This window comes from Pseudomonas sp. RL, from assembly GCF_000647775.1.
Taxonomy (GTDB): domain Bacteria; phylum Pseudomonadota; class Gammaproteobacteria; order Pseudomonadales; family Pseudomonadaceae; genus Serpens; species Serpens flexibilis.
This window is the reverse complement of the sequence record NZ_JBOY01000078.1, coordinates 1-15,446: the sequence shown is the minus strand read 5'-3', so window position 1 is coordinate 15,446 and position 15,446 is coordinate 1. Positions and strand designations below refer to the sequence as shown.

Sequence of the window (15,446 nt, the reverse complement as noted above, 5' to 3'; positions counted from 1 at the left end):
GGGTGACAACATCAAGATGACCGTCACCCTGATCGCTCCGATCGCCATGGAAGACGGCCTGCGTTTCGCCATTCGCGAAGGTGGCCGTACCGTTGGCGCCGGCGTGGTTGCCAAGATCCTCGAGTAATCGGTTGATCTTCCTTTCTCAGGTCGGCATAATTGCCGGCCTGATTCGAGTTCCAGGCCAGTAGCTCAATTGGCAGAGCGGCGGTCTCCAAAACCGCAGGTTGGGGGTTCGATTCCCTCCTGGCCTGCCAGATTCTCGAGAGTCTGGCAATTTTCCCTGACAGGATCCAAGCAGATGAACACCAAGGTTGAAGCAAAAGAAGGTCGCTTTGATCTGCTCAAGTGGCTTGCAGTCGCTGTGATCGTGGCGGCGGGTGTCGTCGGTAACCAGGTTTTCTCTGCCGAGCCGCTGCTTTACAGGGTTCTGGTTCTGTTGGTCCTGGCCGTTGTGGCTGCCTGGGTGGCGACGCGTACGGTGAAGGGGAGTGCCTTTCTGGTGCTTGCCAAGGAGGCGCGCGCAGAGATCCGCAAGGTTGTCTGGCCGACCCGTCAGGAAACAACGCAGACCACGCTGATCGTGGTTGCGGTCGTTCTCATTATGGCGCTGCTGCTGTGGGGGCTCGATTCCCTTCTCGGCTGGCTCGTTTCTTTGATTGTGGGTTAAGGGTGCTACGTGGCTAAGCGTTGGTATGTCGTACATGCTTACTCGGGTTACGAGAAGCATGTCATGCGCTCGCTGATCGAGCGTGTCAAGCTGGCCGGTATGGAGGATCTGTTTGGCGAGATCCTTGTCCCCACCGAAGAGGTGGTGGAGATGCGTAACGGTCAGAAGCGCAAGAGTGAGCGCAAGTTCTTTCCAGGATATGTGCTGGTCCAGATGGAAATGAACGAAGCGGCCTGGCACCTGGTAAAAGACACTCCTCGGGTGATGGGTTTCATTGGTGGTACTGCGGATCGCCCTGCGCCGATTACTGATCGCGAAGCTGAGGCTATTCTGCGTCGCGTTGCCGATAGCGGTGACAAGCCGAAGCCCAAGACCCTGTTTGAGCCGGGAGAAACGGTTCGTGTGATTGATGGGCCGTTCGCTGATTTCAATGGTGTAGTCGAAGAAGTCAACTACGAAAAGAGCCGAATTCAGGTTGCAGTCCTGATCTTCGGTCGTTCCACTCCGGTGGAGCTGGAATTCAGCCAGGTAGAGAAAGTCTAGCCTGGCGAGCTGTCCCGTAACCCCGCAGCCTTTGTTGCGGGGTTTTGTCGTCACTGGGATTTACTTGAAAGAAACCGGGGAGCCCAAGGGCGTTTAACCCGCAACGGAGCTACAAATGGCAAAGAAAATCACAGCTTATATCAAGCTGCAGGTGAAGGCCGCTCAGGCCAACCCCTCGCCGCCGGTCGGTCCCGCTCTGGGTCAGCATGGCGTCAACATCATGGAGTTCTGCAAGGCGTTCAACGCCAAGACTCAGGGCATGGAGCCCGGTCTGCCGACTCCGGTGATCATCACCGTTTACAGCGATCGCAGCTTCACCTTCGAAGTGAAGAGTACTCCTGCTGCCGTTCTGCTGAAGAAGGCCGCAGGTATCACCAGTGGCTCTGCTCGTCCGAATACCCAGAAGGTGGGCACCGTCACCCGTGCTCAGCTGGAAGACATTGCCAAGTCCAAGCAGGCTGACCTGACTGCTGCCGATCTGGACGCTGCTGTGCGCACCATCGCCGGCTCTGCCCGCAGCATGGGCCTCAACGTGGAGGGTGTGTAATGGCCAAGCTGACCAAGCGCCAGAAGGCAATTGCCGAGAAGGTTCAGGCTGGCAAGCTGTACGGCTTCGAAGAGGCCGCTGCACTGCTCGCTGAGCTGCCCTCCAGCAAGTTCAAGGAATCCGTGGACATCGCCATCAACCTGGGCGTTGATCCGCGCAAATCCGATCAAGTGGTTCGCGGTGCTACCGTGCTGCCGAACGGCACCGGCAAGAGCGTCCGAGTAGCGGTGTTCGCTCAGGGTCCGGCTGCCGAAGCTGCTCTGGCCGCTGGCGCCGAGCGCGTTGGCATGGACGACCTGGCTGCCGAAATGAAGGGTGGCGACCTGAGCTACGACGTGGTCATCGCTTCCCCGGACGCCATGCGTGTGGTTGGCCAGCTGGGCCAGGTACTGGGCCCGCGTGGCCTGATGCCGAACCCGAAGGTAGGCACCGTGACTCCCGACGTGGCCACTGCTGTGAAGAATGCCAAGGCTGGTCAGGTTCGTTTCCGTACCGACAAGAACGGCATTATTCACGCTTCCGTGGGCAAGATCGATTTCGAGCCGCTGAAGCTGAAGCAGAACGTGGAAGCCCTGCTGGCTGATCTGAAGCGCCTGAAGCCGTCCACCTCCAAGGGCGTGTACGTCAAGCGCATCACCCTGAGCTCCACCATGGGCCCGGGTCTGCAGATCGATCAGGCTTCTCTTGAAGCCTAAGACCTGTGCGACAGCTTCGGCTATCGCGCTGTATTGGGGTCCCTGCCTGGCGGGGGCCGTCCAAGACCGTAGGTGGCGAAAGCCTTAAACGTTCGGCCTACGCAGATGGTGCTCCCGATTCGGTCTCCGAATCAGACACCAGAACCCCGAAGGGTCTCGGCCCTTCGGATTGGTAAATCCAGGAGTGTACCCGTGGCAATTAAACTCGAAGACAAGAAAGCCATCGTCGCTGAAGTCAACGAGGCTGCCAAAACTGCCCTGTCCGCTGTCGTGGCTGATGCCCGTGGCGTGACTGTAGGGGCCATGACCGGACTCCGTAAAGAGGCCCGCGAGGCTGGTGTGTACGTGCGTGTCGTGCGTAACACCCTGCTCAAGCGCGCCGTTGAAGGCACTCAGTTTGACGTGCTCAACGACGTGTTCAAAGGCCCGACCCTGATTGCTTTCTCCACCGAACATCCGGGCGCTGCCGCTCGTATCTTCAAGGAGTTCGCCAAGGGTCAGGACAAGTTCGAGATCAAGGCCGCTGCATTTGAGGGTCAGTTCCTCGCAGCCAATCAGATCGACGTGCTGGCAACCCTGCCGACTTACAACGAAGCCGTTGCACAGCTGATGAGCGTTATCCAAGGCGCTACCAGCAAGCTGGCTCGTACTCTGGCAGCTATTCGCGATCAGAAGGAAGCCACTGCCGCCTAAGTGCGCAGGGCATCGTCTACTCGCTTATTCGTTTAATTAGATGGCCGCAAGCCATCCCCCAATACAGGAATTAGAGTCATGGCTCTGACCAACGAAGACATCATCAACGCCGTTTCCGAAATGTCCGTCATGCAGATCGTTGAACTGATCAAGGCGATGGAAGAGAAGTTCGGCGTTACCGCCGCTGCCGCTGTTGCTGCCGGCCCGGCCGCTGCCGCTGCCGTGGTTGAAGAGCAAACCGAGTTCAACATCATCCTGACCGACGCTGGCGACAAGAAAGTCAACGTCATCAAGGTTGTTCGCGAGCTGACCGGTCTGGGCCTGAAGGAAGCCAAGGCTGTGGTCGACGGCGCTCCTGGCGTGGTGAAGGAAGGCGCTTCCAAGGAAGAAGCCGAAGCCGCCAAGAAGGCTCTGGAAGAAGCAGGCGCCAAGGTCGAGCTCAAGTAAGCTCAGTCCTTGCGTCTACAGCCTGGGCGTTTCGCGTAAGGCTGATGGCTGGTGGCAGTAGCCACCGGCCTTTTTCCGTTATAGGTGGCTTTCTATGGGCCCCCTGTAACACACCACCGACAGGTGGCGCAGATCTGTGATCTGCACGATTTGCTGGCTGCTCCCGTCGGAGAAGCCAAACAAGCAGGTGACCAAGCTGGGGAACGCTGATGGCTTACTCATACACTGAGAAAAAACGTATCCGCAAGGACTTTAGCAAGTTGCCGGACGTGATGGATGTGCCTTACCTCCTGGCCATCCAACTGGATTCGTATCGCGAATTCCTGCAGCAAGGAGTGAGCAAGGAGCAGTTCCGCGACGTTGGCCTGCATGCGGCCTTCAAGTCCGTATTCCCGATCATCAGCTATTCGGGCAACGCTGCCCTGGAATACGTCGGCTACCGTCTGGGCGAGCCGGCTTTCGATGTCAAGGAATGCGTGCTGCGCGGCGTAACCTTCGCGGTGCCGTTGCGTGTGAAGGTTCGACTGATCATTTTCGACAAGGAATCGTCGAGCAAGGCAATCAAGGACATCAAGGAGCAGGAAGTCTACATGGGGGAAATCCCCCTGATGACCGAGAACGGTACCTTCATCATCAACGGTACCGAGCGCGTGATCGTTTCCCAGCTGCACCGTTCTCCGGGTGTGTTCTTCGATCACGACCGCGGCAAGACCCACAGCTCGGGCAAGCTGCTCTACTCGGCACGAATCATTCCCTACCGTGGCTCCTGGCTGGACTTCGAGTTCGATCCGAAAGACGCGGTCTTCGTGCGTATCGACCGTCGCCGCAAGCTGCCGGCGACCGTGTTGCTGCGCGCGCTCGGCTATGGCGCGGAAGAAGTCCTCGCGCAGTTCTACGACACCAACGTTTTCCACCTCAAGGGTGAAATGCTGAACCTGGAACTGGTTCCGCAGCGCCTGCGTGGTGAAATCGCCGCGTTCGACATCAAGGACGAGAACGGCAAGCTGATTGTCGAGCAAGGCCGTCGTATCACCGCTCGTCACATCAACCAGATCGAGAAGGCCGGGCTCAAGGAGCTCGAAGTCCCGATCGAGTACGTGCTGGGTCGTACCACCGCCAAGGCGATCGTGCACCCGGTCACCGGCGAGATCGTCATCGAGTGCAACACCGAACTGACTACCGAGGCGCTGGCCAAGATCGTCAAGGCCCAGGTCAGCCGCTTCGAAACGCTCTACACCAACGAGATCGACTGCGGTCCGTTCATCTCCGACACCCTGAAGATCGACTCCACCAGCAACCAGCTGGAAGCACTGGTCGAGATCTACCGCATGATGCGTCCCGGCGAGCCGCCGACCAAGGACGCCGCCGAGACGCTGTTCAACAACCTGTTCTTCAGCGCCGAGCGTTACGACCTGTCCGCGGTCGGTCGCATGAAGTTCAACCGTCGTATCGGTCGCACCGAGATTGAAGGCCTTGGCGTCCTGTCCAAGGAAGACATCATCGACGTGCTCAAGACCCTGGTCGACATCCGTAACGGCAAGGGCGTGGTCGATGACATCGACCACCTGGGCAACCGTCGCGTCCGCTGTGTGGGCGAAATGGCCGAGAACCAGTTCCGCGTGGGCCTGGTGCGCGTCGAGCGCGCGGTCAAGGAACGCCTGTCCATGGCGGAAAGCGAAGGCCTGATGCCGCAGGACCTGATCAACGCCAAGCCGGTGGCTGCTGCGGTCAAGGAGTTCTTCGGTTCCAGCCAGCTCTCGCAGTTCATGGACCAGAACAACCCGCTCTCCGAGATCACCCACAAGCGCCGCGTCTCTGCACTCGGCCCGGGCGGTCTGACCCGCGAGCGTGCCGGCTTCGAAGTCCGTGACGTGCACCCGACCCACTATGGTCGCGTCTGCCCGATCGAAACCCCCGAAGGTCCGAACATCGGCCTGATCAACTCGCTGGCCACCTATGCCCGCACCAACCGCTATGGCTTCCTGGAAAGCCCGTACCGCGTGGTCAAGGGCGGCAAGGTCACCGACGAGATCGTCTTCCTGTCCGCTATCGAAGAGTCCGACCACGTCATTGCCCAGGCCTCTGCCAAGTTGAACGAAGCAGGCGAGCTGGTCGAAGAGCTGGTGAACGTCCGTCATCTGAACGAATTCACCGTGAAGGCGCCGGAAGACGTCACCCTGATGGACGTATCGCCCAAGCAGGTTGTTTCCGTCGCTGCCTCGCTGATTCCGTTCCTCGAGCACGACGACGCCAACCGTGCACTGATGGGTTCGAACATGCAGCGTCAGGCCGTGCCGACCCTGCGCTCCGACAAGCCGCTGGTGGGTACCGGCATGGAGCGCAACGTCGCCCGTGACTCCGGTGTCTGCGTGGTCGCCCGTCGTGGCGGCGTGATCGACTCGGTCGATGCCAGCCGCATCGTGGTGCGCGTCAACGACGCCGAAGTCGAAACCGGCGAAGCCGGCGTCGACATCTACAACCTCACCAAGTACACCCGCTCCAACCAGAACACCTGCATCAACCAGCGTCCGCTGGTGAATAAGGGTGACGTGGTTGCGCGTGGCGACATCATGGCCGACGGTCCGTCCACCGACATGGGCGAGCTGGCGTTGGGTCAGAACCTGCGCGTTGCGTTCATGCCGTGGAACGGCTTCAACTTCGAAGACTCCATCTGCCTGTCCGAGCGCGTGGTTCAGGAAGACCGCCTGACCACCATCCACATCCAGGAACTGACCTGTGTGGCCCGTGACACCAAGCTCGGCCCGGAAGAAATCACTGCGGACATTCCGAACGTCGGTGAGGCCGCGCTGAACAAGCTGGACGAAGCCGGCATCGTGTATGTCGGTGCCGAAGTCATGGCAGGCGACATCCTGGTCGGCAAGGTCACCCCGAAGGGCGAGACTCAGCTGACTCCGGAAGAGAAGCTGCTGCGCGCGATCTTCGGTGAGAAGGCCAGCGACGTGAAGGACACTTCCCTGCGTGTACCGACCGGTACCAAGGGTACTGTCATCGATGTGCAGGTGTTCACCCGTGACGGCGTGGAGCGCGACTCCCGTGCCCTGGCGATCGAGAAGCAGCAACTCGACGAGATCCGCAAGGACCTCAACGAAGAGTTCCGCATCGTCGAAGGCGCGACCTTCGAGCGTCTGAGCGCGGCCCTGGTGGGCGCAGTCGCCGAAGGCGGCGCCGGCCTGAAGAAGGGCACTGTCATCACCAGCGAGATTCTTGCCGGCCTGGAACACGGCCAGTGGTTCAAGCTGCGCATGGCCGACGACGCGCTCAACGAGCAGCTGGAAAAGGCTCAGGCGTATGTGGCTGACCGTCGCCAGCTGCTGGACGAGAAGTTCGAAGACAAGAAGCGCAAGCTGCAGCAGGGCGATGACCTGGCGCCGGGCGTACTCAAGATCGTCAAGGTCTACCTGGCCATCAAGCGCCGCATTCAGCCGGGCGACAAGATGGCCGGTCGTCACGGTAACAAGGGTGTGGTGTCGGTGATCATGCCGATCGAAGACATGCCCCATGACGAACACGGCGTGCCGGTCGACATCGTGCTGAACCCGCTGGGCGTACCATCGCGTATGAACGTCGGCCAGATTCTGGAAACGCACCTGGGCCTGGCGGCCAAGGGGCTGGGCGAAAAGATCAACCGCATGCTCGAAGAGCAGCGCAAGGTCGCCGAGCTGCGTGAGTTCCTGAATCAGGTGTACAACGAGATCGGCGGTCGTCGCAAGGAAGAGCTGGACACCTTCAGTGACCAGGAGATCCTTGAGCTGGCAGCCAACCTGCGCAAGGGCGTGCCCATGGCCACCCCGGTGTTCGATGGTGCCAAGGAAAGCGAGATCAAGGCCATGCTGCGCCTGGCGGACCTGCCGGAAAGCGGGCAGATGCGCCTGTACGACGGTCGCACCGGTAACGCCTTCGAGCGTCCGACCACCGTCGGCTACATGTACATGCTCAAGCTCAACCACCTGGTCGACGACAAGATGCACGCGCGTTCCACCGGTTCCTACAGCCTGGTCACCCAGCAGCCGCTGGGTGGCAAGGCGCAGTTCGGTGGCCAGCGTTTCGGGGAGATGGAAGTCTGGGCGCTGGAAGCCTATGGCGCCGCCTACACCCTGCAGGAAATGCTGACCGTCAAGTCGGACGACGTGAACGGCCGGACCAAGATGTACAAGAACATCGTGGACGGCGATCACCGCATGGAGGCCGGCATGCCCGAGTCCTTCAACGTGTTGATCAAGGAAATCCGTTCCCTGGGTATCGACATCGAACTGGAAACCGAATAACACGCACCGCCATGCGGCGCCCGGCACGGCCGGCCGCCGCAGGTCCGTGAGGAGGAAAGGCCTTGAAAGACTTGCTGAATCTGTTGAAAAACCAGGGTCAAGAAGAGTTCGATGCGATCCGTATCGGTCTGGCTTCGCCGGAGATGATCCGGTCCTGGTCTTTCGGCGAAGTGAAAAAGCCGGAAACCATCAACTACCGTACCTTCAAGCCGGAGCGCGACGGCCTGTTCTGCGCCAAGATCTTCGGCCCAGTGAAGGACTACGAGTGCCTGTGCGGAAAGTACAAGCGCCTCAAGCACCGCGGCGTGATCTGCGAGAAGTGCGGCGTCGAAGTCGCGCTGGCCAAGGTGCGTCGTGAGCGCATGGCGCACATCGAGCTGGCCTCGCCGGTTGCCCACATCTGGTTCCTGAAGTCCCTGCCGTCCCGTATCGGTCTGCTGCTGGACATGACCCTGCGTGACATCGAGCGCGTGCTCTATTTCGAGAGCTACGTGGTGATCGATCCGGGCATGACCACCCTGGAGAAGGGCCAGCTGCTGAACGACGAGCAGTACTTCGAAGCCCTCGAGGAGTTCGGTGACGACTTCGACGCACGTATGGGCGCCGAGGCGGTTCGCGAACTGCTGATGAGCATCGATCTGGACCACGAGACCGCTCGCCTGCGTGAGGAAATCCCGCAGACCAACTCGGAAACCAAGATCAAGAAGCTGTCCAAGCGCCTGAAGCTCATGGAAGCCTTCCAGCAGTCCGGCAACAAGCCGGAGTGGATGGTGCTGACCGTTCTGCCGGTGCTGCCGCCGGACCTGCGTCCGCTGGTGCCGCTGGATGGCGGCCGCTTCGCGACCTCCGACCTGAACGACCTGTATCGTCGGGTGATCAACCGTAACAACCGTCTGAAGCGCCTGCTCGATCTGGCTGCGCCGGACATCATCGTGCGCAACGAAAAGCGTATGCTGCAGGAAGCGGTCGACGCCCTGCTGGACAACGGCCGTCGCGGCCGCGCTATCACTGGCTCCAACAAGCGCCCGCTGAAGTCCCTGGCCGACATGATCAAGGGTAAGCAGGGTCGTTTCCGTCAGAACCTGCTCGGTAAGCGCGTCGACTACTCCGGTCGTTCCGTGATCACCGTGGGCCCGACCCTGCGTCTGCACCAGTGCGGCCTGCCCAAGAAGATGGCCCTGGAACTGTTCAAGCCGTTCATCTTCGGCAAGCTGGAAGCCCGTGGCCTGGCGACCACCATCAAGGCCGCCAAGAAGATGGTCGAGCGCGAGCTGCCCGAGGTCTGGGACGTGCTCGCCGAAGTCATCCGCGAACATCCGGTACTGCTCAACCGCGCGCCGACCCTGCACCGTCTGGGTATCCAGGCGTTCGAGCCCGTGCTGATCGAAGGCAAGGCCCTGCAACTGCACCCGCTGGTGTGCGCCGCGTACAACGCCGACTTCGACGGTGACCAGATGGCCGTGCACGTACCGCTGACCCTCGAGGCCCAGTTGGAAGCGCGCGCGCTGATGATGTCCACCAACAACGTGCTGTCGCCCGCCAACGGCGAGCCGATCATCGTTCCTTCGCAGGACGTGGTGCTGGGTCTGTACTACATGACCCGCGAAGCCATCAATGCCAAGGGCGAAGGCCGCGTGTTCGCTGACCTGCAGGAAGTCGACCGCACCTTCGGTGCGCGCGAAGTGTCCCTGCACGCCAAGATCAAGGTACGTATCCACGAGACCGTCAAGCAGAAGGACGGCTCTGTGGTGGAGAATACCCGTATCGTCGACACCACTGTCGGCCGTGCGCTGCTGTTCCAGATCGTGCCCAAGGGTCTGTCCTTCGACGTCGTCAACCAGCCGATGAAGAAGAAGGCAATCTCCAAGCTGATCAACCAGGCCTACCGTACCGTCGGCCTGAAGGACACCGTGATCTTCGCCGACCAGCTGATGTACACCGGTTTCGCCTACTCGACGATTTCCGGCGTCTCCATCGGCGTGAACGATTTCGAGATCCCGGCCGAGAAGGCCCGCATCATCGATGCCGCCACCGAGGAAGTGAAGGAGATCGAAGCCCAGTACGCCTCCGGCCTGGTGACCCAGGGCGAGAAGTACAACAAGGTGATCGACCTCTGGTCCAAGGCCAACGACGAAGTGTCCAAGGCGATGATGGCCAACCTGTCCAAGGACAAGGTCATCGATCGCGAAGGCAAGGAAGTCCTGCAGGAGTCGTTCAACTCCATGTACATGATGGCGGACTCCGGTGCGCGGGGTTCCGCGGCCCAGATCCGTCAGCTGGCCGGTATGCGTGGCCTGATGGCCAAGCCGGACGGCTCGATCATCGAGACGCCGATCACCGCGAACTTCCGTGAGGGTCTGTCGGTTCTGCAGTACTTCATCTCGACCCACGGTGCACGTAAGGGTCTGGCGGATACCGCACTGAAGACCGCGAACTCCGGTTACCTGACCCGTCGTCTCGTCGACGTGGCGCAGGATCTGGTAGTGACCGAGATCGACTGTGGCACCGAGCAGGGCCTGATCATGACGCCGCACATCGAAGGTGGCGACGTGGTCGAGCCGCTGGGCGAGCGCGTGCTGGGTCGTGTCGTGGCTCGCGATGTGCTCAAGCCCGGTTCCGAAGAGGTGCTGCTGCCGGCAGGCACGCTGATCGACGAGAAGCTGGTCGAATTCATCGAACGCAACAGCATCGACGAGATCGTCGTGCGTTCGGCGATCACCTGCGAAACGCGCTACGGCATCTGCTCCTGCTGCTATGGTCGCGACCTGGCCCGTGGTCACCGCGTCAACATCGGTGAGGCGGTGGGTGTTATCGCTGCCCAGTCGATCGGTGAGCCGGGTACTCAGCTGACCATGCGTACCTTCCACATCGGTGGTGCGGCCAGCCGAACCTCGGCTGCAGACAGCGTGCAGGTGAAGAACGGCGGTACCATCCGTCTGATCAACATGAAGCACGTGGTACGTGGTGACGGCGCCCTGGTGTCGGTCTCCCGTTCCGGTGAACTGGCGGTTGCCGACGACTTCGGTCGCGAGCGCGAGCGCTACAAGCTGCCGTACGGTGCCGTCGTTTCTGCGAAGGAAGGCGACAAGGTCGATGCCGGTGCCATCGTGGCCAAGTGGGATCCGCACACCCACCCGATCGTCACCGAAATGAAGGGTCTGGTGACCTTCGTGGGCATGGAAGAGGGCATCACCATCCGCCGTCAGGTGGACGAGCTGACCGGCCTGTCCAGCATCGAGATTCTCGATCCCAACGAGCGTCCCGCCGCTGGCAAGGACATCCGTCCGGCGATCAAGCTGGTCGACGAAAAGGGCAAGGAGCTGTTGCTCCCGGGTACCGACGTACCGGCGCAGTACCTGCTGCCCGCCAAGGCGATCGTTGGTGTGACCGACGGCGCCCAGGTCAGTGTGGGTGACGTGCTGGCGCGTATCCCGCAGGAAACCTCCAAGACCCGCGACATCACCGGTGGTCTGCCGCGCGTTGCCGACCTGTTCGAAGCGCGTCGTCCGAAGGAAGCGTCGATCCTGGCGGAAATCAGCGGCACCATCTCCTTCGGCAAGGAAACCAAGGGCAAGCGCCGCCTGGTCATCACTCCGAACGATGGTAGCGATCCTTACGAGGAGCTGATTCCGAAGTGGCGTCACCTGAACGTGTTCGAAGGCGAACAGGTGAACAAGGGTGAAGTGATCTCCGACGGTCCGAGCGACCCGCACGACATCCTGCGTCTGCTGGGTGTCAGCGCGCTGGCCCGTTACATCGTCAACGAGATCCAGGACGTCTACCGTCTGCAAGGCGTGAAGATCAACGACAAGCACATCGAGACCATCCTGCGTCAGATGCTGCGCAAGGTCGAGATCACCGAAGCCGGCGACTCCAGCTTCATCAAGGGCGACCAGGTCGAGCTGACTGCGGTGCTGGGCGAGAACGAGCGCCTGTCCACCGAGGACAAGTTCCCGGCCAAGTACGCCCGCGTATTGCTGGGTATCACCAAGGCGTCGCTGTCGACCGAGTCGTTCATCTCCGCGGCTTCCTTCCAGGAAACCACGCGCGTGCTGACCGAGGCTGCCGTCACCGGCAAGCGCGACTACCTGCGTGGTCTGAAGGAGAACGTGGTGGTGGGCCGTCTGATCCCGGCGGGTACCGGTCTGGCCTATCACAGCGAGCGCAAGCGCCGTCGCGATGCCGAAAAGCCGATGCGTGTGAGTGCCGACGAAGTCGAAGCCGCACTGACCGAAGCGCTGAACTCCAGCGCCGGCTGAGGAAGAGCCCGGGCGCCAGTCGCCCGGGCTTAGCCTTGACGGGGCGTTGAGCTCTCTTTAAACTCACGCACCCCTAAATTTGGCAGGGCGTGTTGCTCTGCCATTTTGCTTTCTTCGGAAAGCGATTGTGTCGAAAGACAAAACAGTGGAGCTAGTAGATGGCAACTATCAACCAGCTGGTGCGTCAGCCGCGCAAGCGCATCGTCGACAAGTCCGACGTGCCCGCGCTGCAGAACTGCCCCCAGCGCCGTGGCGTGTGCACTCGCGTGTACACCACCACTCCGAAAAAACCCAACTCCGCACTGCGTAAAGTCTGCCGGGTGCGTCTGACCAACGGTTTCGAGGTTTCCTCGTACATCGGTGGTGAAGGCCACAACCTGCAGGAGCACAGCGTCGTGCTGATCCGTGGCGGTCGTGTAAAGGACCTTCCGGGTGTGCGTTACCACACCGTGCGCGGTTCCCTGGACACCTCTGGCGTCAAGGATCGTAAGCAGGGTCGTTCCAAGTACGGCGCCAAGCGTCCGAAGTAACTTTTTTTATCTGGGTCGATAAGAGTAAGGTCGGGCGTGACGTTGTGTCATGGTCCCGGGCTAACCTGAAGACCGTTTGAGGGCTTATCAATGCCAAGACGTCGTGTAGCAGCGAAGCGTGAGATTCTGGACGATCCGAAATACGGAAGCCTGATTCTCGCCAAGTTCATGAACCACGTGATGGAAAGCGGCAAGAAGGCCGTGGCCGAGCGCATCGTTTACGGTGCCCTGGATACTGTCAAAGCACGCAAGAACAGCGATCCCCTGGAGATCTTCGAAAAAGCTCTCGACGCCATCGCTCCGCTGGTCGAAGTGAAGTCCCGCCGTGTCGGCGGTGCTACCTACCAGGTTCCGGTCGAAGTTCGTCCGTCTCGTCGCAGCGCCCTGGCCATGCGTTGGCTGGTTGAAAGCGCGCGCAAGCGTGGTGAGAAATCCATGGCACTGCGCCTGGCCGGCGAGTTGCTGGATGCCTCCGAAGGCAAGGGTGCAGCGGTCAAGAAGCGTGAAGACGTGCACCGCATGGCCGAGGCCAACAAGGCGTTCTCGCACTACCGCTTCTAATTCAAGCGACCACACGAGGACCTTATCGTGGCCCGTACTACACCGATCAACCGCTACCGTAACATTGGTATCTGCGCCCACGTGGACGCAGGCAAGACCACTACGACCGAGCGGATCCTGTTCTATACAGGCGTGAACCACAAGATGGGCGAGACCCACGACGGCGCTTCCACCACCGACTGGATGGTGCAGGAGCAGGAGCGTGGTATCACCATTACTTCGGCAGCCGTTACCGCCTTCTGGCAGGGCTCGCAGAAGCAGTTCGACAAGTACCGCGTCAACGTGATCGATACCCCCGGTCACGTGGACTTCACCATTGAAGTGGAGCGCTCCCTGCGTGTGCTCGACGGCGCCGTGGTGGTGTTCTGTGGTACCTCCGGCGTTGAGCCGCAGTCGGAAACCGTATGGCGTCAGGCCAACAAGTACGGTGTACCGCGCATCGTCTACGTCAACAAGATGGACCGTCAGGGTGCCAACTTCGAGCGCGTAGTCGCCCAGATCAAAAAGCGCCTGGGCCACACCCCGGTGCCGCTGCAGCTGCCGATCGGTTCCGAAGAGAACTTCATTGGCCAGATCGATCTGATGACCATGCAGGCCGTGTACTGGGACGAAGCCGACATGGGCATGACTCCCCGTTACGAAGCCATTCCGGCTGAACTGCAGGCCAAGGCCGAGGAATACCGCTCCAACATGGTCGAGGCTGCTGCCGAAGCCAATGAGGAGCTGATGAACAAGTACCTGGAAGAGGGTGACCTGTCCGTCGAAGAAATCAAGGCCGGTCTGCGTCAGCGCACCATCGCCTGTGAAATCGTTCCGGCCGTTTGCGGTTCCTCGTTCAAGAACAAGGGTGTACCCCTGGTTCTCGACGCCGTGATCGACTACCTGCCGGCACCGACCGACATCCCGCCGATCCAGGGTACCAATCCGGATAACGAAGAGCTGACCGACGAGCGCGTTGCCTCCGACGAAGCGCCGTTCTCCGCGCTGGCGTTCAAGATCGCTACTGACCCCTTCGTCGGTACGCTGACCTTCACCCGCGTGTATTCCGGTGTGCTGTCTTCGGGCGACTCCGTGATCAACTCGGTCAAGGGCAAGAAAGAGCGCGTTGGCCGTATGGTGCAGATGCACGCCAACCAGCGTGACGAGATCAAGGAAGTCCGCGCGGGCGACATCGCTGCGCTGATCGGCATGAAGGATGTCACCACCGGTGACACCCTGTGCGACATCGAGAAGCCGATCATCCTTGAGCGTATGGACTTCCCGGAGCCGGTAATTCACGTCGCCGTGGAGCCCAAGACCAAGGCTGACCAGGAGAAGATGGGTATTGCGCTGGGCCGTCTGGCTCAGGAAGACCCGTCCTTCCGCGTGCGCACCGACGAAGAATCGGGCCAGACCATCATCGGTGGTATGGGCGAGCTGCACCTGGACATCATCGTCGACCGTATGCGCCGCGAGTTCAACGTCGAGGCCAACATCGGCAAGCCGCAGGTGGCCTACCGCGAAACCATTCGCAACACCTGTGAAATCGAAGGCAAGTTCGTTCGTCAGTCCGGCGGTCGTGGTCAGTTCGGTCACTGCTGGATTCGCTTCGCGCCGTGCGACGAAGGCCAGGAAGGACTGGAGTTCAAGAACGAAGTCGTTGGTGGTGTGGTTCCGAAGGAATACATCCCCGCGATTCAGAAGGGTATCGAAGAGCAGATGAAGAACGGCGTTCTCGCCGGCTATCCGCTCCTCGGTCTGAAGGCCACCGTGTTCGACGGCTCCTACCACGACGTCGACTCCAACGAAATGGCGTTCAAGATCGCGGCCTCCATGGCCACCAAGCAGCTGTCCCAGAAGGGCGGTGCCGTACTGCTTGAGCCGATCATGAAGGTCGAGGTGGTGACCCCTGAGGATTACATGGGCGACGTGATGGGTGACCTGAACCGTCGTCGCGGTCTGATCCAGGGCATGGAAGACAGCGTCTCCGGCAAGGTGATCCGCGCCGAGGTTCCGCTGGGCGAGATGTTTGGTTACGCTACCGACGTTCGCTCTATGTCGCAGGGTCGTGCGAGCTACTCCATGGAGTTCTCCAAGTACGCGGAAGCGCCGAGCAACATCGTCGACGCTATCGTCAAAAAACAAGGTTGATTCAGCCCTTTAAGTAAGAGGTTTACTGTCGTGGCTAAGGAAAAATTCGAACGTACCAAACCGCACCTCAACGTTGGCACCATCG

At 60.5% G+C, this 15,446-nt stretch carries 11 protein-coding genes, 1 tRNA gene and 1 pseudogene; all 13 read left to right on the top strand.

Annotation, left to right across the window (positions count from 1 at the left end; translation table 11 throughout):
* Positions 1-127 (top strand): annotated as a pseudogene (locus AS93_RS20350) (elongation factor Tu); the annotation flags it as partial.
* Positions 128-181: 54 nt separating this feature from the next.
* Positions 182-257: transfer RNA gene (locus AS93_RS0113135), tRNA-Trp, on the top strand.
* A gap of 44 nt (positions 258-301) precedes the next feature.
* Positions 302-670: a preprotein translocase subunit SecE gene (gene secE, locus AS93_RS0113130; protein WP_027591041.1), complete on the top strand. Its 369-nt coding sequence runs from the start codon at positions 302-304 to the stop codon at positions 668-670.
* A 9-nt stretch (positions 671-679) separates the two neighbouring features.
* A complete protein-coding gene (gene nusG / locus AS93_RS0113125) occupies positions 680-1,213 on the top strand; it encodes a transcription termination/antitermination protein NusG (RefSeq protein ID WP_027591040.1) in 534 nt (177 codons plus the stop codon).
* Between the two features lie 115 nt (positions 1,214-1,328).
* Positions 1,329-1,760: a 50S ribosomal protein L11 gene (rplK, locus tag AS93_RS0113120; protein ID WP_027591039.1), complete on the top strand. Its 432-nt coding sequence runs from the start codon at positions 1,329-1,331 to the stop codon at positions 1,758-1,760.
* Positions 1,760-2,455, top strand: coding sequence for a 50S ribosomal protein L1 (rplA, locus tag AS93_RS0113115; RefSeq protein WP_027591038.1), 696 nt, complete (start codon positions 1,760-1,762; stop codon positions 2,453-2,455). The genes rplK and rplA overlap by 1 nt, the downstream gene beginning before the upstream one ends.
* A 192-nt stretch (positions 2,456-2,647) precedes the next feature.
* Entirely contained in the window at positions 2,648-3,148 is a 501-nt protein-coding gene (rplJ, locus tag AS93_RS0113110) for a 50S ribosomal protein L10 (RefSeq protein ID WP_027591037.1), read from the top strand.
* 78 nt (positions 3,149-3,226) lie between these two features.
* Complete coding sequence (gene rplL / locus AS93_RS0113105; RefSeq protein ID WP_027591036.1) at positions 3,227-3,595, top strand: 50S ribosomal protein L7/L12; 369 nt, start codon at positions 3,227-3,229, stop codon at positions 3,593-3,595.
* 209 nt (positions 3,596-3,804) lie between these two features.
* Positions 3,805-7,881 carry a DNA-directed RNA polymerase subunit beta gene (gene rpoB, locus AS93_RS0113100; RefSeq protein WP_027591035.1) on the top strand — a complete coding sequence of 1,359 codons (4,077 nt, stop codon included), beginning with the start codon at positions 3,805-3,807 and terminating at the stop codon, positions 7,879-7,881.
* A gap of 62 nt (positions 7,882-7,943) precedes the next feature.
* Entirely contained in the window at positions 7,944-12,140 is a 4,197-nt protein-coding gene (gene rpoC, locus AS93_RS0113095) for a DNA-directed RNA polymerase subunit beta' (protein ID WP_027591034.1), read from the top strand.
* A gap of 158 nt (positions 12,141-12,298) precedes the next feature.
* Positions 12,299-12,670 (top strand): 30S ribosomal protein S12, encoded by a 372-nt coding sequence (rpsL, locus tag AS93_RS0113090; RefSeq protein ID WP_027591033.1) that lies wholly within the window; start codon positions 12,299-12,301, stop codon positions 12,668-12,670.
* Between the two features lie 90 nt (positions 12,671-12,760).
* A complete protein-coding gene (rpsG, locus tag AS93_RS0113085) occupies positions 12,761-13,231 on the top strand; it encodes a 30S ribosomal protein S7 (protein ID WP_027591032.1) in 471 nt (156 codons plus the stop codon).
* A 27-nt stretch (positions 13,232-13,258) separates the two neighbouring features.
* Entirely contained in the window at positions 13,259-15,361 is a 2,103-nt protein-coding gene (fusA, locus tag AS93_RS0113080; RefSeq protein ID WP_027591031.1) for an elongation factor G, read from the top strand.
* Positions 15,362-15,446: the final 85 nt, after the last annotated feature.